This is a genomic window from Streptomyces capillispiralis (assembly GCF_007829875.1).
Lineage (GTDB): Bacteria > Actinomycetota > Actinomycetes > Streptomycetales > Streptomycetaceae > Streptomyces > Streptomyces capillispiralis.
This window is the reverse complement of sequence record NZ_VIWV01000001.1, coordinates 1175913-1196121: the sequence shown is the minus strand read 5'-3', so window position 1 is coordinate 1196121 and position 20209 is coordinate 1175913. Positions and strand designations below refer to the sequence as shown.

The following is a 20209-nucleotide window of genomic DNA, read 5'->3' as shown; positions in this document are numbered from 1 at the left end:
TCACCGCCATGCCACAGACACCTTTCACGAGCCGCAGAGGGCTGCTCTTCGGAGCGGCCGCCGTATCCGCCGGCGCCCTCGTCACCGGGTGCACGAGCAACGAGTCCAGTGACGACGAGCCGGCCGCGAACAACCAGCCCGCCGCCGACGACAAGCCCGGCAAGCCGGTCACCATCGGCTTCGCCGGACCGCAGGCCGACCACGGCTGGCTCAACGCCATCAACGACAACGCCAAGAAGCGGGCGGAGAAGTACTCCGACGTCACCCTGGAGATCACCGAGGGCTCCAACGACACCGCCCAGCAGATCGGCCAGATCGAGACCCTCATCAACAAGAAGGTCGACGTCCTGGTGGTGCTGCCCGCCGACGGCAAGGCGCTCACCCAGGTCGGGCTGAAGGCGATGCGCGCCGGGATCCCGGTGATCAACCTCGACCGCATCTTCAACAGCCCCCAGGCGTACCGCTGCTGGGTCGGCGGCGACAACTACGGCATGGGCCTCAACGCCGGCCACTACATCGGCGAGAAGCTCAAGGACAAGCCGGACGCCCGGGTCGTCGAACTCGCCGGGCTGGACAACCTGGAGCTCACCCAGCAGCGCACCCAGGGCTTCGACGACGCGCTGAAGAACTACCCCAACATCAAGAAGGTGGCCCGGCAGGCCGCCGAGTTCACCGTCGAGTCCGGCCAGGCCAAGATGGCCCAGCTGCTCCAGGCGCAGTCGAAGATCGACGCCCTGTGGAACCACGACGACGACCAGGGCGTGGGCGCGCTGCGCGCCATCGAACAGGCCGGCCGCGACGAGTTCCTGATGGTGGGCGGCGCCGGAGCGCTCGCCGCCTTCGAGGCGATCAAGGCCGACAACGGTGTCCTGAAGGCGACCGTCCTGTACCCGCCGACCATGGCCGCCTCCGCGATCGACCTCGCCCGCGCCCTCGGCCAGGGCAAGGGTGTCGGCGGCCTCGCCGAGTTCGAGATCCCCTCGACGGTGACCTGCTACTCGGCCGTCGTCGACAAGGAGAACGTGGACCAGTACATGTCCACCGGCTTCAAGTGAGGAGCCCCGCCCCACGGGCCTGACCAGCCCACCGGGCGGGGCCCACCCCGCCCGACACGACGACGAGGAGGACATTCGTATGGCACAGCCGCAGCAGTCCGAAGGGGCAGAGACGGGGAAGCCACCGCTGCGCGTCGGCATGGTCGGTTACGCCTTCATGGGTGCCGCCCACTCCCAGGGCTGGCGCACCGCGGGCCGCGTCTTCGACCTGCCGCTGCGCCCGGAACTGGCCGTGATCTGCGGCCGGGACGCCGACGCCGTGCGCGCGGCCGCCGACCGGCACGGCTGGGCGGAGACCGAGACCGACTGGCGCGCCCTGGTGGAACGGGACGACGTCGACCTCGTCGACATCTGCACCCCCGGTGACAGCCACGCCGAGATCGCGCTCGCCGCGCTCGCCGCCGGCAAGCACGTGCTGTGCGAAAAACCCCTCGCCAACACGGTCGAGGAGGCCCGGGCGATGACCCGCGCCGCCGAAGAGGCGGGGGAGCGCGGACAGCTGGCGATGGTCGGCTTCAACTACCGCCGGGTCCCCGCGACCGCGCTGGCCCGGCGGATGGTGGCCGAGGGCCGGATCGGGACACTGCGGCACGTCCGCGTGGCGTACCTCCAGGACTGGCTGGTGGACCCCCAGTTCCCGCTGACCTGGCGGCTGCGCCGGGAGCAGGCCGGCTCCGGTTCGCTCGGCGACCTGGGCGCCCACATCGTCGACCTGGCCCAGTACCTGGCCGGGGAGCGGCTGGCGGGCGTCTCCGCGCTCACCGAGACGTTCGTCAGGGAGCGGCCGCTGCCGACCGGGGCGAGCAGCGGTCTGGCCGCCGTCGACGCCGCCGGCACCGGGCAGGTCACCGTGGACGACGCCGCGCTGTTCACCGGCCGGTTCGCCTCCGGTGCCCTCGCCTCCTTCGAGGCCACCCGGTACGCCACCGGCCGCAAGAACGCCCTGCGCATCGAGCTCAACGGCGAGCGCGGCTCGCTCGCCTTCGACCTGGAACGGCTCAACGAGCTGTCGTTCCACGACGGCACCGAGCCGGCCACCCATTCCGGCTTCCGCCGCATCCTGGTCACCGAACCCGACCACCCCTATCTCGAGGGCTGGTGGCCGCCGGGCCACGGCCTCGGCTACGAGCACACCTTCGTGCACCAGGCCCGCGACCTGGTCCACGCCGTAGCCGAGGGCCGCACGCCCGAACCCTCCTTCGCCGACGGACTGCAGGTGCAGCGCGTCCTCGCGGCGGTGGAGGAGAGCGCCGAGAAGAACTCCGTCTACACACCGATCGCCGCCTGAGGAGGACGGATACGAATGCCGCGCAACTTCACGCTGTTCACCGGCCAGTGGGCGGACCTGCCCCTGGAGGAGGTCTGCCGACTCGCCCGTGACTTCGGCTACGACGGCCTCGAACTCGCCTGCTGGGGCGACCACTTCGAGGTGGACAAGGCACTCGCCGACCCCTCCTACGTCGCCGGCCGCCACCAGCTCCTCGACAAGTACGGCCTGAAGTGCTGGGCGATCTCCAACCACCTGGTCGGGCAGGCGGTGTGCGACGCCATCATCGACGAGCGCCACCAGGCGATCCTGCCCGCCCGGATCTGGGGCGACGGCGACGCCGAGGGCGTACGGCAGCGCGCCGCCGCCGAGATCAAGGACACCGCGCGGGCCGCCGCCCTCCTCGGTGTCGACACCGTCATCGGCTTCACCGGCTCCGCCATCTGGCACCTGGTGGCCATGTTCCCGCCCGCCCCCGAGTCGATGATCGAGCGCGGCTACGAGGACTTCGCCGAGCGGTGGAACCCCATCCTGGACGTCTTCGACGCCGAGGGCGTGCGGTTCGCGCACGAGGTCCACCCCAGCGAGATCGCCTACGACTACTGGACCACCGTCCGCGCCCTGGACGCCGTCGACCGCAGGCCGGCCTTCGGCCTCAACTTCGACCCCTCCCACTTCGTGTGGCAGGACCTCGACCCGGTCGGCTTCCTGTGGGACTTCCGCGACCGGATCTACCACGTCGACTGCAAGGAGGCCCGCAAGCGCCTCGACGGGCGCAACGGCCGCCTCGGCTCCCACCTGCCCTGGGGCGACCCCCGGCGCGGCTGGGACTTCGTCTCCGCCGGTCACGGGGACGTCCCCTGGGAGGACGTGTTCCGCATGCTGCGCTCCATCGACTACCAGGGGCCCGTCTCCGTCGAGTGGGAGGACGCCGGCATGGACCGGCTCCAGGGCGCCCCCGAGGCGCTGACCCGCCTGAAGGCGTTCGACTTCGAGCCGCCCACGGCGTCGTTCGACGCCGCGTTCAACAGCTGAACCACGCCCGACGGCAGGTCGGGGAGGGGGGCCGGCATCGTCCGTCGGCCCCCGGCCCCGCCCTGCCCCGGTCCCGCTTTGTCCTGTATTGGGAAAAAGTTCAACCAGTCCTGGCCCAAGGGGTGTTCGCCCCGGAAGAACGCGGTTACCGTCCCAGAAGTGTTCAGGCCCCCCACGCCTCCGGGGTGACGGCGCACCCCGGCGCCCGCACCGCACGCCTTCGTACCCGTTCCGTACGGCCCATCTCCGTTCCCGGAGGGACTTCGTGCACAGAAGCAGAGTCAGAAGCACCACCACCACGAGGCGTCCCAGGCTTCGCACCGCCCTCGCCCTGTTCACCGGCCTGATGCTGGCCGTGGGCGCCCCGGCGACCGTCGCCGGCGCCCAGCCCGGCCAGGCCCAGGACGCCGAACCGGCGGCCGCCGAGGGACAGTTCCAGCAGGTGCCGCTGGCCAAGGGCGAGCCCGAGACGGGCGAGCCGATGTCGCTCGCCGTGCTCCCCGACCGCAGCGTCCTGCACACCTCGCGCGACGGCACACTGCGCCTCACCGACCAGGGCGGCATCACCAAGGTGGCCGGCAAGATCCCCGTCTACAGCCACGACGAGGAGGGGCTGCAGGGCGTCGGCATCGACCCGGACTTCGAGAACAACCGGGCGATCTACCTCTACTACGCCCCGCCGCTCGACACCCCCGCCGGTGACGCCCCGGAGACCGGCACCGCCGAGGACTTCAAGAAGTTCGACGGCGTCAACCGCCTCTCCCGCTTCGTCCTCAACCCCAACGGCACGCTGGACATGGCCAGCGAGAAGAAGGTCCTGGACGTCGCGGCCTCCCGCGGCACCTGCTGTCACGTCGGCGGCGACATCGACTTCGACGCCGAGGGCAACCTCTACCTGTCCACCGGCGACGACACCAACCCCTTCGCCTCCGACGGCTTCACGCCGATCGACGAGCGGGCGGACCGCAACCCGGCCTTCGACGCCCGCCGCAGCTCCGGCAACACCAACGACCTGCGCGGCAAGATCCTGCGCATCAAGGTCGCCGAGGACGGCTCGTACACGGTCCCCGAGGGCAACCTCTTCGCCCCCGGAACCGACAAGACCCGTCCCGAGATCTACGCGATGGGCTTCCGCAACCCGTTCCGGATGAGCGTCGACGACAAGACCGGCACGGTCTACGTCGGCGACTACGGCCCCGACGCCGGCGCCGCCGACCCGAACCGGGGCCCGGCGGGACAGGTCGAGTTCGCCAAGGTCACCAAGGCCGCCAACTTCGGCTGGCCCTTCTGCACCGGCGACAACGACCCCTACGTCGACTACGACTTCGCCACCGGGGCCTCCGGCGAGAAGTTCGACTGCGCCGCGCCGAAGAACACCTCCCGGCACAACACCGGGCTCGTCGACCTGCCGCCCGCCCAGGCCGCCTGGATCCCGTACGACGGCGGTTCCGTGCCCGAGTTCGGCACCGGCTCCGAGTCCCCGATGGCCGGCCCGGTCTACCGCTACGACCCCGAGCTCGACTCCAGCGTGAAGTTCCCCGAGGCCTACGACGGCGACTTCTTCGCGGGCGAGTTCGGCCGCCGCTGGATCAAGCGGATCGAGCAGAACGAGGACGGGTCCGTCGCGAAGATCAACGACTTCCCGTGGACCGGCACCCAGATCATGGACATGGAGTTCGGCCCCGACGGCGCGCTCTACGTCCTGGACTACGGCGTCTCCTGGTTCCAGGGCGACGAGAACTCCGCGCTGTACCGGATCGAGAACGCCGAGGACGGCTTCTCCCCGATCGCCGAGGTGAGCGCCGACAAGACCTCCGGAGCGGCCGGCCTGAAGGTCAAGTTCACCGCCGGCGCCAAGGACGCCGACTCCCCGGACCTCACCTACAGCTGGGACTTCGGCGACGGCACCAAGGGCGAGGGCCTCACCCCCACCCACACGTACAAGAAGGTCGGCACCTACACCGCGACCTTCACCGCCAAGGACCCCGAGGGCAACTCCGGCAACGCCAGCACCCGCATCGTGGTCGGCAACACCGAGCCCAAGGTGCGGATCGACGTGCCCGGCAACGGCAGCCTGGCCGCCTTCGGCGAGCCCGTGCCGTTCAAGGTGACCGTCACCGACCCCGAGGAGACCGTCGACTGCTCCAAGGTCAAGGTCGTCTACAGCCTCGGCCACGACTCCCACGCCCACGAGCTGACCAGCGAGATGGGCTGCGAGGGCACCCTGAAGCCGCCCGCCGGCGACGGCGGCCACGACCCCAACGCCAACATCTACGGTGTCGTCGGCGCCAGTTACACCGACGGTGGCGCGAACGGCCAGGAGGCCCTGACCGGCACCGCCCGCACCGTGCTCCAGCCGCTGCACCGGCAGGCCGAGCACTTCACCACCCAGTCCGGCGTGGCCGTCATCGACAAGACCGGCGCCCACGGCGGCAAGACCGTCGGCGACGTCCACGACGGGGACTGGATCTCCTTCGGCCCCTACCGGTTCGCCGGGCAGAAGAAGATGACCGTGCGGGCCTCCTCCGGCGGCTCCGGCGGCTTCGTCGAGCTGCGCACCGGCTCGCCCACCGGCAAGCTGCACGGCTCGGCGTACATCCCGCCGACCGGCGGCTGGGAGACGTTCCAGGACGTCGACGTGCCGCTGCGGTCCCTGCCGAAGAAGACCACGGAGATCTACCTGGTCTTCAAGGGCGGCGAGGGCGCGCTGTACGACGTGGACGACTTCGAGTTCTCCACCGAGCCGTTCACCGGCGGCAAGAAGGTCCTGGTCTTCTCCAAGACGGCCGGCTTCCGCCACGACTCCATCCCGGAGGGCATCGCCGCCCTGAAGGAGCTCGGCGCCCCGGCCGGCATCAAGGTCACCGCGACCGAGGAGGCCAAGCAGTTCACCACGGCCAACCTCGCCAAGTACGACGCCGTGGCCTTCCTGTCCACCACCGGTGACGTCCTCGACGCCGCGCAGCAGAAGGCGTTCGAGAACTACGTGGCGAACGGCGGCGGCTACCTGGGCATCCACGCCGCCGCCGACACCGAGTACGACTGGGAGTTCTACGGCGGCCTCGTCGGCGCCCACTTCGACTCGCACCCGGCCATCCAGAAGGCCACCGTGCGCGTCCACGACCACGACCACCCGTCCACCGCGCACCTGGGCGACACCTGGGAGCGCACCGACGAGTGGTACAACTACCGCACCAACCCGCGTGAGCAGGCCAAGGTCCTCGCCACCCTAGACGAGACCACCTACGAGGGCGGCACCATGAAGGGCGACCACCCGATCGCCTGGTGCCAGAACTACGGCGGCGGCCGCTCCTTCTACACCGGCGGCGGCCACACCAAGGAGTCGTACGCCGACCAGGCCTTCCGCGCCCACCTGCTCGGCGGCATGCAGTACGCCACCGGCCAGGTCAAGGCGGACTGCAAGCCGAACAAGGGCTACCGGGAGATCTTCAACGGCCAGACCCTGGACGGCTGGAAGCAGGCAGGGCCCGGGAAGTTCACCGTCAAGGACGGCACCATGGAGTCCGAAGGCGGCATGGGCCTGCTCTGGTACCAGGCCAAGGAGCTGAAGTCGTACTCGCTCAAGCTCGACTGGAAGATGCGGGGCGACGACAACTCCGGAGTCTTCGTGGGCTTCCCGGCCTCGGACGACCCCTGGTCCGCGGTGAACAGGGGCTACGAGATCCAGATCGACGCCACGGACGCGGCCGACCGCACCACGGGCTCCGTCTACTCCTTCAAGTCGGCGAACATCAAGGCCCGTGACCAGGTCCTGCGGCCGCCCGGCCAGTGGAACTCCTACGAGATCAAGGTCCAGGGCGAACGCCTCCAGGTGTTCCTCAACGGAGTCAAGATCAACGACTTCACCAACAAGGACCCGGAGCGGAGCCTGACGGACGGCTACATCGGCCTCCAGAACCACGGCGCCGACGACCAGGTCTCCTTCCGCGACATCCAGCTGAAGGAACTGCCCGTACAGGGCGACTAGAACGGCGGCGGGCGGGAGACGCCGGACTCCCGCCCGCCGTCCTCCACCGGTCCCTTCTTCCCTCTGTCCGTACGGGGTCCGCTCAGCCCGTCACGCAGACCGTCATTCGCTGAGGAATCCGATGAGGAATCCGACGAGGAGGCCACCCATGTCCGTGTCCCGTTCCGATTCCCGGGTGGGAGTGTGGCTGGTCGGAGCGCGTGGCTCCGTCGCCACCACCGTGGTGGCGGGCTGCGCCGCCGTGACCGCCGGGCTGCACCCGCCGACGGGCATGGTGACCGAGAGCCCCGTCTTCGCCGACTCCGGCCTGCCCGCCCTGACCTCCCTCGTCTTCGGCGGCCACGACACCCTGGACTGCCCGCTGCCCAAACGGGCCGAGGCACTCGCCGCCGGCGGTGTGCTGCCGCCCGGCCTGCCGTCCGCCGTCGCGGCCGAACTCGCCGCCGCCGACCGGGAGATCAGGCCCGGCGGCCCGGCCGCCGGCGACACCCGGAGCGCGGAGGAACTGATCGCCGCCTTCGCCTCCGACATCCGCGACTTCGTCACCCGGTGCGACCTGGACCGGGCCGTGGTGGTGAACGTGGCCTCCACGGAGCCGGCACCCGTCGGCTCCGAACTCCCCGCCAGCTCCCTGTACGCGGCCGCCGCCCTCCGCGCCGGCTGCCCCTACGTCAACTTCACCCCCTCGACGGGACTGCACCACCCGGCGCTGGCCCCGCTCGCCGAGGCCTCCGGTCTGCCCTGGGCGGGCCGCGACGGCAAGACCGGCCAGACCCTGCTGCGCTCGGTGCTCGGCCCGATGTTCGCCCAGCGGGCGCTGGCCGTGCGGGCCTGGTCCGGCGCCAACCTGCTGGGCGGCGGCGACGGCGCGGCGCTGGCCGACCCGGCCGCCGCGGCGGCGAAGAACGCCGGCAAGGAGCGCGTCCTCGCCGACACCCTCGGCACGGTCCCCGAGGGCGAGGTCCACATCGACGACGTGCCGGCCCTCGGCGACTGGAAGACCGCCTGGGACCACATCGCCTTCGACGGTTTCCTCGGCACGCGCATGATCCTCCAGACCATCTGGCAGGGCTGCGACTCTGCGCTGGCGGCCCCGCTCGTCCTGGACCTGGCCCGCCTGACGGCCCGCGCCCACGAGGCCGGCCTGTCCGGTCCGCTCGCCGAGCTGGGCTTCTTCTTCAAGGACCCGGTGGGGGAGGGCCCGGCCGGCCTGACGGAGCAGTACGCGCGACTGACCGGGTTCGCGGAACGACTGCGCGGCGCCGGGCAGCAGACGGTGCCGGCACCGGACGCGGCTGCTCCCGGCTCACCCGGGCCGGGCGTCCCCGGCACACCCGCGCCGGGCGGCGCGACGCACGGCGGCGAGGAGTCGGAGTGAGCCCGGTGCAACAGCCGGAACGCCCGGGCGGACAGGACACGGGGGCGACTGACTCGGCCGCGTCCACCTCGGCTGCGGCGGCCCCGGGCGTGTCTGCCCAGGACGCGCCCGCCCCGACCGTCCCGGCCACCGAAGCGGCCGTCACCCAGCCGCCGGCCGCGGACGCGCCGTCCCCGGGCGGGACCGCGCCGGAGGGACCCGGCGCGGTCCGCCCGGGGCCCGGCAGTGCGGCCCGGCGGCGGGCCTGGGCGGAACTGCTGCGGCTTCCCGCCCTGTTCACCGTCCCCGGCGACGCCCTCGCCGGGGCCGCTGCCGCCGGGGCCCGCCCCAACGCCCGTACGCTGCTCGCCATCGGATCCTCCGTCTGTCTGTACGAGGCGGGCATGGCCCTGAACGACTGGGCGGACCGGGCGGAGGACGCCGCCGAGCGCCCGCACCGCCCGATCCCCTCCGGCCGGGTCCGCCCCGCCGCCGCCCTCACCGCCGCCTGCGCCCTCACCGGCGCCGGACTGGCCCTCGCCGCCCGGGCCGGCCGTCCCGCCCTCGCCGTGGCCGCGCCCCTCGCGGCCACCGTCTGGGCGTACGACCTGACCCTCAAGCACACGCCCGCCGGTCCGGTGGCGATGGCCGGGGCCCGCGCGCTGGACCTCCTCCTCGGCGCGGCGGCCACCACCGGCCGCACCCGCGAGGCCCTGCCCTCCGCCGCCCTCCTCGGCACCCACACCCTCGCCGTCACCACGGTGTCCCGCCAGGAGACCCAGGGCGGCTCCCCGCTCGCCCCGCTGGCGGCACTGGCCGCCACAGGGCTGCTGACCCGGCTGGTGGCCGGGCGCGGGCGGCCGGACCCGGGTCCCTCGTCGGACACCCGGCCCGCCTCCCACCCGGCGGCCCCGCGCCGCCGCCCGGGAACGGCCGGCCGGATCGCGCCCCGGCCCGCCACCGCGCCCCGGCCGGCCCGGCCCTCGCGCCCGGGCGCGGGCAGCGACCTCGCCGCCGGTCTCACCACCGCCCTCGGCGCCCTCTACGCCGCGACCGCCGCCCGCCCCTACTTCCACGCCGCCCTCAACCCCTCACCCCCGCTCACCCAACGCGCCGTCGGTGCCGGCATCCGCGCCACCATCCCCCTCCAGGCCGGCCTCAGCGCCCGCACCGGCGCCGTCGGCCCCGCCCTGCTGATCGCCGCCCTCGCCCCGCTCGGAGCGAGGTTCGCGAAGAAGGTGAGCGTGACGTGAACCCGCCCGGAGCCGACACCTCCCCGCCCACCTCGCTCCGCTTCGGCTACGGCACCAACGGCCTCGCCGACCTCCGGCTCGACGACGCCCTCGCCCTGCTCGCCGACCTCGGCTACGACGGTCTCGGACTCACCCTCGACCACATGCACCTCGACCCGCTCGCCCCGGACCTCGCCGCCCGCACCCGCCGGGTCGCGCACCGGCTCGACGAGCTCGGCCTGGGCGTCACCGTGGAGACCGGCGCCCGCTATGTGCTCGACCCCCGCCGCAAGCACGGCCCGTCGCTGCTGGACCCCGACCCGGACGACCGCGCCCGCCGCGTCGACCTGCTCGTCCGGGCGGTCCGCGTCGCCGCCGACCTCGGCGCGCACGCCGTGCACTGCTTCAGCGGCATCGTCCCCGACGGCACCGACGAGGACACCGCCTGGAAACGCCTCACCGAGACCCTCACCCCCGTCCTGGACGCCGCCGCCACCGCCGGCGTCCCGCTCGCCGTCGAACCCGAGCCCGGCCACCTCCTCGCCACCCTCGCCGACTTCCACCACCTGCGCCGCACACTCGGCGACCCCGAGCCCCTCGGCCTCACCCTGGACCTCGGCCACTGCCACTGCCTCGAACCCCTTCCGCCCGCCGACTGCGTGCGCGAGGCGGCCCCCTGGCTGCGCCACGTGCAGATCGAGGACATGCGCCGCGGCGTCCACGAACACCTCCCCTTCGGGGACGGCGAGATGGACTTCCCGCCCCTCCTCGCGGCCCTCGCCGCCACCGGCTACCAGGGACTGACCGTCGTCGAACTGCCCCGCCACTCCCACGCGGGCCCCCACTTCGCCGCCCAGTCCCTCCCCTTCCTCCGCCGCGCCGCCCGGGCCGCGGAAACCGCCGCACCCGCACCCACCGCCCCCGTCCCCACGTACGGCGATCCCTCCGTTACCCCCGAAGGGAGCAGCACCCCATGACGCGCCCCCACGCCACCCCGGCCACCCCGGAGGCCGGCACACCCGGGACCCGGGCGACCGCTGACGCCCCGGGAGCCGAGGCGGCCGACGGTTCCGCCCCCGCGGCAGGAACCGCGGCCCTCACCCCGCCCGCCGAGCTGCGCCGCCGGCTCACCGAGCGACTGGACGCAGCCGCCCGCGCCTGGCTCGACCAGGCCCTGGACGAGGCAGCCACCCACCCGGGCGCCCACGGCCCCCTCTCCGTGTGGGAACTGCGCCTGGCCGAGGCCGGCCGCCGCTGCGGTCCCGCCCACGCCGACGCCGCCCGCGTCCTCATCCTGCACGCCGCCCGCGCCGACGCCGAAGCGCTCACCCGGGTCTACCACCAGGGCACCGCCGACGAACGCCGCGCCGTCCTGCACGCGCTGCCGCACCTGGTGACCGGCCCCGACGCCCTGCCGCTGGTCGAGGACGCCCTGCGCACCAACGACACCCGGCTCGTCGCCGCCGCCCTCGGCCCCTACGGCGCCCGCCACCTGGACGCCCACGCCTGGCGGCACGCCGTACTGAAGTGCCTCTTCACCGGCGTCGACCTGGACCACGTGGCGGACCTCGCCCGGCGCGCCCGGGGCGACGGCGAACTCGCCCGCATGCTCGGCGACTACGCGGAGGAGCGCAGCGCCGCCGGCCGTCCCGTCCCGGACGACCTGCGCCGGGCCCTGGCCCTGACCGAGCCCGCCACCGCCACCCCGCCGCACGGCACGGACGACCCCCACGGCAAGGAGTCCTGATGCGCATCTTCGACCCCCACATCCACATGACGTCGCGCACCACCGACGACTACGAGGCCATGTACGCCGCGGGCGTCCGCGCCGTCGTCGAGCCCGCCTTCTGGCTCGGCCAGCCCCGCACCTCCCCGGCCTCCTTCCTCGACTACTTCGACTCCCTCCTCGGCTGGGAACCCTTCCGCGCCGCCCAGTACGGCATCGCCCACCACTGCACCCTCGCCCTCAACCCCAAAGAGGCCAACGACCCGCGCTGCACCCCCGTCCTCGACGAACTGCCCCGGTACCTCGTCAAGGACAACGTGGTGGCCGTCGGCGAGATCGGCTACGACTCCATGACCCCGGCCGAGGACGCCGCGCTGGCCGCCCAGCTCCAGCTCGCCGCCGACCACGGGCTGCCCGCGCTGGTGCACACCCCGCACCGCGACAAGCTCGCCGGGCTGCGCCGCACCCTCGACGTCGTCCGCGAGTCCGCGCTGCCCCTGGACCGCGTCCTGGTCGACCACCTCAACGAGACCACCGTCAAGGAGGCCAAGGACAGCGGCTGCTGGCTCGGCTTCTCCGTCTATCCGGACACCAAGATGGACGAGGAGCGGATGGTCGCCATCCTGCGCGACCACGGCCCCGAGCGGGTCCTGGTGAACTCCGCCGCGGACTGGGGCAGGAGCGACCCCCTGAAGACCCGCAAGGTCGCCGACCTGATGCTCGCCGAGGGCTTCACCGAGGACGACGTCGACCGGGTGCTCTGGCGCAACCCCGTCGCCTTCTACGGACTCAGCGGCCGCCTCGACCTCGACGTGAGCGCCCCGGACGCCACCCACGAGGGCAACTCCATCCTGCGCGGCCAGCCCAGGGACGAACCCCGGCCGGCCGGCGACCCCGCCACGGAGGCATGAGCCATGCGCTTCCGGCACCCCGACGGCTCCACCGTCCACCTCGCCTACTGCACCAACGTCCACCCCGCCGAAACCCTCGACGGCGTCCTCGCCCAGCTCCGCGACCACTGCGAGCCCGTCCGCCGCCGCCTGGGCCGGGACAGGCTCGGTATCGGCCTGTGGCTCGCCAAGGACGCCGCGCACGCCCTCGCCACCGACCCGTCCGCCCTGCGCGGCCTGCGCTGCGAACTCGACCGGCGCGGCCTCGAGGTCGTCACCCTCAACGGCTTCCCCTACGAGGGCTTCGGCGCGGAGGAGGTCAAGTACCGCGTCTACAAGCCGGACTGGGCCGATCCCGAACGCCTGGAACACACCACCGCCCTGGCCCGCGTCCTCGCCGGACTGCTGCCCGACGACGTCCCCGACGGCAGCATCTCCACCCTGCCGCTGGCCTGGCGCACCGCCTACGACGAGCAGCGCGCGGAGACCGCCCGCACCGCCCTGCGCGCCCTCGCCGAACGCCTCGACGCCCTCCAGGAACTCACCGGACGCTCCATCCGGATCGCCCTGGAGCCGGAACCCGGCTGCGTCGTCGAGACCACCCGGGACGCAATCGCCCCGCTCACCGCGATCGCCCACGACCGCGTCGGCATCTGCGTCGACACCTGTCACCTCGCCACCTCCTTCGAAGACCCGCACACCGCCCTGGACGACCTCGCCCGGGCAGGCGTGCCCGTGGTCAAGTCGCAGCTCTCCGCCGCCCTGCACGCCGAGCAGCCCCACCTCCCCGAGGTCCGCGAGGCACTCGCCGCCTTCGCCGAACCCCGCTTCCTGCACCAGACCCGCACGTCCACCCTCGCCGGACTGCGCGGCACCGACGACCTCGACGAGGCCCTGGCCGGGGAGACCCTGCCCGACGGGGCGCCCTGGCGCGCCCACTTCCACGTCCCGCTGCACGCGGCGCCCACCGCGCCCCTCACCTCCACGCTGCCCGTCCTGAAGTCCGTCCTGACCCGGCTGGTCGGCGGCCCGCAGCCGCTCACCCACCACCTCGAGGTCGAGACCTACACCTGGCAGGCGCTCCCGCCCGAGCTGCGCCCGCGCGGCCGCGGCCAGCTCGCCGACGGCATCGCCGCCGAACTCACCCTGGCCCGCGACCTGCTGACGGACCTCGGCCTGAAGGAACTCCCATGAGCGACCCCACCCCCCTGCTCGTCCTCGACGTCGTGGGCCTCACCCCCCGCCTCCTCGACCACATGCCCCGCCTCAAGGCGCTCGGCCAGTCCGGCTCCCGCGCCCCGCTCGGCACCGTCCTGCCCGCCGTCACCTGCGCCGCCCAGTCCACCTTCCTCACCGGCACCATGCCCTCCGAGCACGGCATCGTCGGCAACGGCTGGTACTTCCGCGAACTCGGCGACGTCCTGCTGTGGCGCCAGCACAACGGCCTCGTCTCCGGCGACAAGCTCTGGGACGCCGCCCGCCGCGTCCACCCCGGCTACACCGTCGCCAACATCTGCTGGTGGTACGCCATGGGGGCCGACACCGACATCACCGTCACCCCCCGCCCGGTCTACTACGCCGACGGCCGCAAGGAACCCGACTGCTACACCCGGCCGGCCGCGCTGCACGACGAACTCACCGAGAAGTTCGGCACCTTCCCCCTGTTCCACTTCTGGGGCCCCGGAGCGGACCTCGTCTCCAGCCGGTGGATCATCGACGCCACCCGCCACATCATGCGGACCCGGCACCCCGACCTGACGCTGTGCTACCTCCCTCACCTCGACTACGACCTGCAGCGCTTCGGCCCCGACGACCCGCGCGCCGCCAAGGCGGCCGCAGAGCTGGACGCCGCCCTGGCCCCGCTCCTGGACGACGCCCGCGCCGAGGGCCGAACCGTCGTCGCCCTGTCCGAGTACGGCATCACCCGGGTGAACCGGTCCGTGGACATCAACCGCGCCCTGCGCCGCGCGGGCCTCCTCGAGGTGCACACCCAGGACGGCATGGAGTACCTCGACCCGATGGCCTCCCGCGCCTTCGCCGTCGCCGACCACCAGATCGCCCACGTCTACGTGCGCCGCCCCGAGGACCTCGACGCGACCCGCGCGGCCCTCGACGGACTGCCCGGCATCGAGCAACTCCTCGACGACGAGGGCAAGAAGGCCCACCACCTCGACCATCCGCGCGCCGGCGAACTGGTCGCCGTCGCCGAACCCGACGCCTGGTTCACGTACTACTACTGGCTCGACGACGCCCGCGCGCCCGACTTCGCGCAGCTCGTCGAGATCCACCGCAAACCCGGCTACGACCCGGTCGAACTGTTCATGGATCCCCTCGACCCCTACGTCAAGGTCAAGGCGGCCACCGCACTGGCGCGCAAGAAGCTCGGCATGCGCTACCGCATGGCGGTGGTGCCCCTGGACTCCTCACCTATTCGGGGCAGCCACGGCCGCCTCCCCGCGAGCGACGACGACGGTCCGCTCCTCATCTGCTCCACCCCCCGCGCTGTCGGTGACCGCGTCGCGGCCACCGATGTCAAACAACTCCTGCTCCGGCTGGCCGGACTCGGCTGACGCACCCCGTACGCCGCCGCATCCGACTACTGAGAGTGAACCACACGGCACTGACAACGGCCGGTCCCGGCGGCACCGGAACCGGCCACGACCCAGAAGGCAGGCACCCGTGACCCTGTACTCAGACCCCTCCCGCACCGAGGCGGCCACCGTCTCCGCCGCCGACGCCCCGGACGAGGGCCTGCGCCGCACCCTCGGTGTGGGCCGCCGCCGTTTCCTCAGCACCTGCACCGCCGTGGCGGCCGGAGCCGTCGCGGCGCCGGTCTTCGGCGCGGGCCCCGCCCTGGCCCAGGACCGTGACAGAGACCACGGTCACGGGCGCGGCGGGCAGGTCCTGGTGCCGCCGCACAAGCGCGGCATCATCCTCTACACGGTCCGCGACGCCACCGGCCGCGACCCCCTTGCCACCGACCTGCCCTCCGGTTTCCGCGAGGTGTTCAAGCAGCTGGCCCGCCACGGCTACAGCCAGGTGGAGTTCGCCGGCTACCGACAGCACGCCAACGCGCCCGGCGGCGCCGACCTGGGAACCGTCGAGGGCGCCAGGCTGCTGCGCTCCTGGCTCGACGAGTACGGCCTGCGCGCGCAGGGCAACCACGGCTTCATCCCGCCGTCCTGGCCGCTGACCGCGGCGGACCTGGACACCTTCAAGAAGAACCTGGAGATCGCCAACATCCTCGGCATGGCGCACATGGGCACCGGCGGGGACCCCACCGGCAGCTCCCACCGCGCCGACTGGGACGTGGCCGCCGACAAGTGGAACGCGATGGGCGAGATCGCCCGGCGCGAGGGCATCAAGCTCTACACCCACAACCACGACGGTGCCTACGGCTTCCTGCTCGACGGCGGCCCGCTGGACGACCAGGGCCGGCCGACCCGCAGCTCCGGCATCCGCAAGCTGGAGTACTTCCTGAAGGTCACCGACCCGAAGCTGGTCTGGCTGGAGATGGACATCTTCTGGGCGCACGTCGCGCAGTACAAGTTCCACACGTACACGGCGCACGACGGCTCCACCCGCAAGAACGTCTTCGACCCGGCCGGGCTGGTCTTCCGCAACAACCGGCGCTACCCGCTGTTCCACGCCAAGGACGGCGTCGCCAGCACGACCAACGGCATGGGCTACGACATGGTGCCCTTCGGGACCGGCGTCATCGACTACACGACCTTCTTCTCACGGGTCGGGCAGCGGAACTACCACAACCCGATGATCGAGGACGACAACTCCCCGAGCGCCACCGACCCCGCGCAGTCGCTGCGCGAGGCGAAGATCAGCTACGACAACCTGGCGGCCCTGCGCAAGCGGCGCCACTGACCCCGACGACGGACCGGGCGGCCCTTCCCGCGGGGTGCGGGAGGGGCCGCCCGGTCCGTGCGAGCGAAGCTCGTGGTGCGGTGCCTACGACGGCGGGGACGGTGCGCGGCGTCGGGATCCCGGGTCAGGCCGTCTCGTCACCGAGCGGCTGGGGATTGGGAGTGATGCGCCGGGGCTTCGACCGCCCCGGCGGGTGCAGGAACAGCGCCATGAAGCCGGCGAAGATCGAGATGCAGCCCGCCAGGGTGAAGGCGCCGTTGTAGCCCCAGGCGGCGACGACCACGGACCCCATGCCCGCGCCCAGACCGGAGACGAGCTTGGAGCTGTAGACCATCCCGTAGTTGGTGGCGTTGTTGTTCTCGCCGAAGTAGTCCGCCGTCAGCGCCGCGAACATCGGGAAGATGGCACCGCCGCCGAAGCCGGAGACGGCGGAGAAGACCAGGAACAGCGGCAGGTTCTTGATCTCGGCCGACCAGATGATGCCGAACTGGGCGAGGCCCAGGATGGCGCACACGTACAGCAGGCACTGCTTGCGGCCGTAGAGGTCGGAGAGCCAGCCGATGACGCCGCGTCCGGTGCCGTTGACGATCGCCTTCAGCGACATCGCGGTGGCCACGATCCCGGCCGCGAAGCCCGCGTCCTCACCGATGTCGACCTGGAAGGCGATGCCGAAGATGTTCACGCCCGAGGTGCAGGCGAGACAGAACCACATCAGCGCCACCCGGCCGGTCCTCCAGGCCTCCATCGGGGAGTACTGCTTGACGGCCGGCGGGTTCTTCGCCAGCGAACGCCGGGCCCGCGGGTCGTCCGGCGGGTTCAGCGGGTCGATGGAGGCCGGCCACCAGTTCTTCGGCGGGTCCCGGAAGTAGAAGCCGGCGAAGGCCACCGTCGCGGCGAGGAAGACACCCGCCGAGACCAGCACCCAGCGGAAGTTGGAGCCGTCCATGTAGCCGTGGAAGATGAAGACGAACGGCACCGAGCCGTAGGCGAAACCGCCGTTGACGAAGCCGGTCTTGCCACCCCTGCGCTCCGGGTACCACTTGCCGACCATGTTGACGCAGGTCGCGTAGACCATGCCCGCGCCCATGCCGCTGAACACGCCGAAGCCGATGAAGGCGAGCGCCACATGCGGCGCGAACGCCAGTGACAGATAGCCGAGCAGCGTGCCAGCCGAGCCCAGCATCATCGCCCAGCGCGCCGGCAGCTTGCCGTTCTCCCGCAGCCGCCCCGCCGGGAAGGCGACCGCTGCCTGGCAGAACACCCAGACGGTCATCATCCAGTAGATGCTGCCGCTGGACCAGTGGTGCGCCTCGTGGAGCGTGTCCTCGGCGGACGCGAACGCGTACTCGGCGGAGGAGATGCCCATCATGCCGACCCAGGGCAGGATCACCATCCACTTGCGCTTGCGCCCCATGATGTCGATGTCGGACTCGCCGACGCGATAGACGCGTCCGTTCCTGTCGGTCACCTCCCGGTAGGTGGCGACCCGTGTCACGTCAGTGGTTGTCACGTTGTATGCACCCCTTGCGTCGAAAGTTCTGGCCAGCGCCCCCTGTCCAATGCCTTTCGTGCGCGCCCGGGTCCCGGGGCCGGCCGGCGCGCACCGCCGGTCGGCCCCCCGGTCCACTCACCTCATGAACCGCCCCCCAACAGTCCGGCCGCCCTGGCCCAGCGGTACTTCGCACCGAGCACGGCCACCGGCTTCTCCGTCGTGTACGGGTACGCCACCACCCCGTGCTCGAAGAGGTACTGGCACGCCTCCTCGACCTCCACGTCCCCCGCCAGCGAGGCCACCACGGGCTTGGAGATCCCGCGCTCGCGGAACTCGGCCACGACCCGCGCGGTCAGCTCGGCGAACACCATCGGCGGGGTGACGATGGTGTGCCAGTAGCCGAGCACCAGCGCGTGGATCCGCGGGTCCTCCAGCCCCAGCCGTATCGTCGCCTCGTACGTGGACGGCGGCTCCCCGCCGGTGATGTCCACCGGGTTGCCCGCGGCCCCGAACGGCGGGATGAACTCCCGGAACGCCGCGTCCAGATCGGCCGGGATCTCCATCAGCGACAGCCCGTTGTCCGTCACCGCGTCCGACAGCAGCACCCCGCTGCCGCCCGCCCCGGTGATGATCACCACGTTGTCGCCCCGCGGAGCGGGCAGCACCGGCAACGCGCGCGCGTACTCCAGCATGTCGTTCAGACCCGGCGCCCGGATGACGCCCGCCTGCCGCAGGATGTCGTCGTACACCGCGTCGTCGCCGGCCAGGGCGCCGGTGTGCGAGCCCGCGGCCTTCGCGCCCGCCGCCGTCCGCCCCGCCTTCAGCACCACGACCGGCTTCTTCGGCACGGTCGCCCGCGCGGCCTCGACGAACGCCCGCCCGTCCTTGAGGTCCTCCAGGTGCATCGCGATGCACTCGGTGTGCGGGTCCTCCCCGAACCAGGTCAGCAGGTCGTCCTCGTCCAGGTCCGACTTGTTGCCGAGCCCGACGATCGCCGACACGCCCGTCTTGGTGGTCCGCGCGAAGCCCAGGATCGCCATCCCGATGCCGCCCGACTGGCTGGTCAGCGCGACCCCGCCCTTGACGTCGTACGGCGTGCAGAACGTGGCGCACAGGTCCTGCCACGTCGAGTAGTAGCCGTAGATGTTGGGGCCCAGCAGCCGGATGCCGTGGCGCTCGGCGATCGCCACGATCTCGTCCTGGAGCGCGTGCTCACCGGTCTCCGCGAAGCCGGAGGGGATCAGCACGGCGTTCGGGATCCTCTTGCGCCCCACCTCTTCCAGCGCCGAGGCGACGAACCGGGCGGGGATCGCGAAGACCGCCACATCCACCTCACCGGGAACGTCGGTGACACTCTTGTACGCCTTGCGGCCCACGATGTCATCGGCCCGGGGGTTTACCGGGTGGATCTCCCCGGCGAAACCGCCGTCGACCAGGTTGCGCATCACCGAGTTGCCGATCTTGCCCTGCTCGTTGGAGGCCCCGATCACCGCCACCGAACGCGGCTGCATCAGCCGCCGCATGGAGGTGAGGATCTCCTCGCGGGCGTAGCGGCGCCGCTCCTTGCGCGCCCCGGTGGACAGGATCACGCGGATGTCGGCGGCGACCGCGCCGGCCGGCGTCGCGATCACCGGGTTGAGGTCCACCTCGGCGATCTCCGGGAAGTCCGCGACCAGTTGGGACACCCGCCGGATCTGCTCGGCGAGGGCCCACCGGTCCACGCCGTCCTGGCCGCGCACCCCGCGCAGGACCTCCGCCGCCCGGATGGAGTCCAGCATCGACAGCGCCTCGTCGGCGTCGACCGGCGCCAGCCGGAACGTGACGTCCTTCAGCACCTCGACCAGCACCCCGCCGAGCCCGAACGCCACGACCTTCCCGAACGTCGGGTCGGTGACCGCCCCGACGATGACCTCCTGCCCCTTCGGCAGCAGCTCCTGCACCTGCACGCCCTCGATGCGCGCATCCGGGGCGTACGCCCGCGCGTTCTCCACGATCCGGCAGAACGCCGCCCGTACGTCCTTCGCCCCCTCCACGCCGACGACCACACCGCCCGCGTCGGTCTTGTGCGGGATGTCCGGCGACACGATCTTCATGACGACGGGCCCGCCGAACCGCGCCGCGCACGCCACGGCCTCGTCGACGTCCGTCGCCACCTCCTCGCCGGGCACGGCGATCCCGTACGCGTCGGCGATCACCTTGCCCTCGGGCGCGGTCAGGGCGGTCCGCCCCTCGGCGCGCACCGCGTCCAGCAGCGCGCGCACCCTGAGCGTCCGGTCCTCGGCCATCAC

Annotated in this window: 14 protein-coding genes; 12 read left to right on the top strand and 2 right to left on the bottom strand. The window is 72.4% G+C overall.

All coding sequences use genetic code 11. From position 1 onward, the window contains the following. The first annotated feature begins 8 nt into the window (after positions 1-8). The 12 genes from FHX78_RS04705 (at position 9) to FHX78_RS04650 (ending at position 16429) form a co-directional block, all read left to right on the top strand. On the top strand, positions 9-1055 hold the full coding sequence (locus FHX78_RS04705; RefSeq protein WP_145866202.1) for a substrate-binding domain-containing protein: 1047 nt from the start codon (positions 9-11) through the stop codon (positions 1053-1055). Positions 1056-1134: 79 nt separating this feature from the next. Beyond that, the gene (locus FHX78_RS04700; RefSeq protein WP_145866201.1) at positions 1135-2343 is read left to right on the top strand and encodes a Gfo/Idh/MocA family protein; all 1209 of its coding nucleotides are present in this window, start codon (positions 1135-1137) and stop codon (positions 2341-2343) included. A gap of 15 nt (positions 2344-2358) precedes the next feature. Next, the gene (locus FHX78_RS04695; protein ID WP_145866200.1) at positions 2359-3357 is read left to right on the top strand and encodes a sugar phosphate isomerase/epimerase family protein; all 999 of its coding nucleotides are present in this window, start codon (positions 2359-2361) and stop codon (positions 3355-3357) included. 265 nt (positions 3358-3622) lie between these two features. After that, complete coding sequence (locus FHX78_RS04690) at positions 3623-7345, top strand: ThuA domain-containing protein (RefSeq protein ID WP_145866199.1); 3723 nt, start codon at positions 3623-3625, stop codon at positions 7343-7345. 148 nt (positions 7346-7493) lie between these two features. Next, the gene (locus FHX78_RS04685) at positions 7494-8723 is read left to right on the top strand and encodes an inositol-3-phosphate synthase (RefSeq protein WP_145866198.1); all 1230 of its coding nucleotides are present in this window, start codon (positions 7494-7496) and stop codon (positions 8721-8723) included. Positions 8724-8812: 89 nt separating this feature from the next. Then, positions 8813-9955, top strand: a complete 1143-nt coding sequence (locus FHX78_RS04680; protein WP_145866197.1) for an SCO3242 family prenyltransferase — start codon at positions 8813-8815, stop codon at positions 9953-9955. After that, entirely contained in the window at positions 9952-10911 is a 960-nt protein-coding gene (locus tag FHX78_RS04675; RefSeq protein WP_145866196.1) for a sugar phosphate isomerase/epimerase family protein, read from the top strand. The genes FHX78_RS04680 and FHX78_RS04675 overlap by 4 nt, the downstream gene beginning before the upstream one ends. Next, positions 10908-11681 (top strand): EboA domain-containing protein, encoded by a 774-nt coding sequence (locus FHX78_RS04670; RefSeq protein WP_145866195.1) that lies wholly within the window; start codon positions 10908-10910, stop codon positions 11679-11681. The genes FHX78_RS04675 and FHX78_RS04670 overlap by 4 nt, the downstream gene beginning before the upstream one ends. Continuing rightward, on the top strand, positions 11681-12571 hold the full coding sequence (locus tag FHX78_RS04665) for a TatD family hydrolase (RefSeq protein WP_145866194.1): 891 nt from the start codon (positions 11681-11683) through the stop codon (positions 12569-12571). Before FHX78_RS04670 ends, FHX78_RS04665 begins: the two co-directional genes overlap by 1 nt. Before the next feature lie 3 nt (positions 12572-12574). Next, the gene (gene eboE, locus FHX78_RS04660) at positions 12575-13744 is read left to right on the top strand and encodes a metabolite traffic protein EboE (RefSeq protein WP_145866193.1); all 1170 of its coding nucleotides are present in this window, start codon (positions 12575-12577) and stop codon (positions 13742-13744) included. Further along, positions 13741-15120 (top strand): alkaline phosphatase family protein, encoded by a 1380-nt coding sequence (locus FHX78_RS04655; RefSeq protein ID WP_145866192.1) that lies wholly within the window; start codon positions 13741-13743, stop codon positions 15118-15120. The genes eboE and FHX78_RS04655 overlap by 4 nt, the downstream gene beginning before the upstream one ends. Positions 15121-15229: 109 nt before the next feature. Then, positions 15230-16429, top strand: coding sequence for a sugar phosphate isomerase/epimerase family protein (locus FHX78_RS04650; protein WP_145866191.1), 1200 nt, complete (start codon positions 15230-15232; stop codon positions 16427-16429). 124 nt (positions 16430-16553) lie between these two features. Here FHX78_RS04650 and FHX78_RS04645 read toward each other — a convergent pair whose 3' ends face one another. Next, entirely contained in the window at positions 16554-17939 is a 1386-nt protein-coding gene (locus FHX78_RS04645) for an OFA family MFS transporter (protein WP_167531680.1), read from the bottom strand. 122 nt (positions 17940-18061) lie between these two features. After that, a complete protein-coding gene (locus FHX78_RS04640) occupies positions 18062-20206 on the bottom strand; it encodes an acetate--CoA ligase family protein (RefSeq protein ID WP_145866190.1) in 2145 nt (714 codons plus the stop codon). Between the last annotated feature and the right edge of the window lie 3 nt (positions 20207-20209).

Coding starts and splice junctions, on each gene's coding strand:
- FHX78_RS04705 (WP_145866202.1), top strand. CDS start 9: ATGCCACAGACACCTTTCACGAGCCGCAGAGGGCTGCTCTTCGGAGCG.
- FHX78_RS04700 (WP_145866201.1), top strand. CDS start 1,135: ATGGCACAGCCGCAGCAGTCCGAAGGGGCAGAGACGGGGAAGCCACCG.
- FHX78_RS04695 (WP_145866200.1), top strand. CDS start 2,359: ATGCCGCGCAACTTCACGCTGTTCACCGGCCAGTGGGCGGACCTGCCC.
- FHX78_RS04685 (WP_145866198.1), top strand. CDS start 7,494: ATGTCCGTGTCCCGTTCCGATTCCCGGGTGGGAGTGTGGCTGGTCGGA.
- FHX78_RS04670 (WP_145866195.1), top strand. CDS start 10,908: ATGACGCGCCCCCACGCCACCCCGGCCACCCCGGAGGCCGGCACACCC.
- FHX78_RS04665 (WP_145866194.1), top strand. CDS start 11,681: ATGCGCATCTTCGACCCCCACATCCACATGACGTCGCGCACCACCGAC.
- eboE (WP_145866193.1), top strand. CDS start 12,575: ATGCGCTTCCGGCACCCCGACGGCTCCACCGTCCACCTCGCCTACTGC.
- FHX78_RS04655 (WP_145866192.1), top strand. CDS start 13,741: ATGAGCGACCCCACCCCCCTGCTCGTCCTCGACGTCGTGGGCCTCACC.
- FHX78_RS04640 (WP_145866190.1), bottom strand. CDS start 20,206: ATGGCCGAGGACCGGACGCTCAGGGTGCGCGCGCTGCTGGACGCGGTG.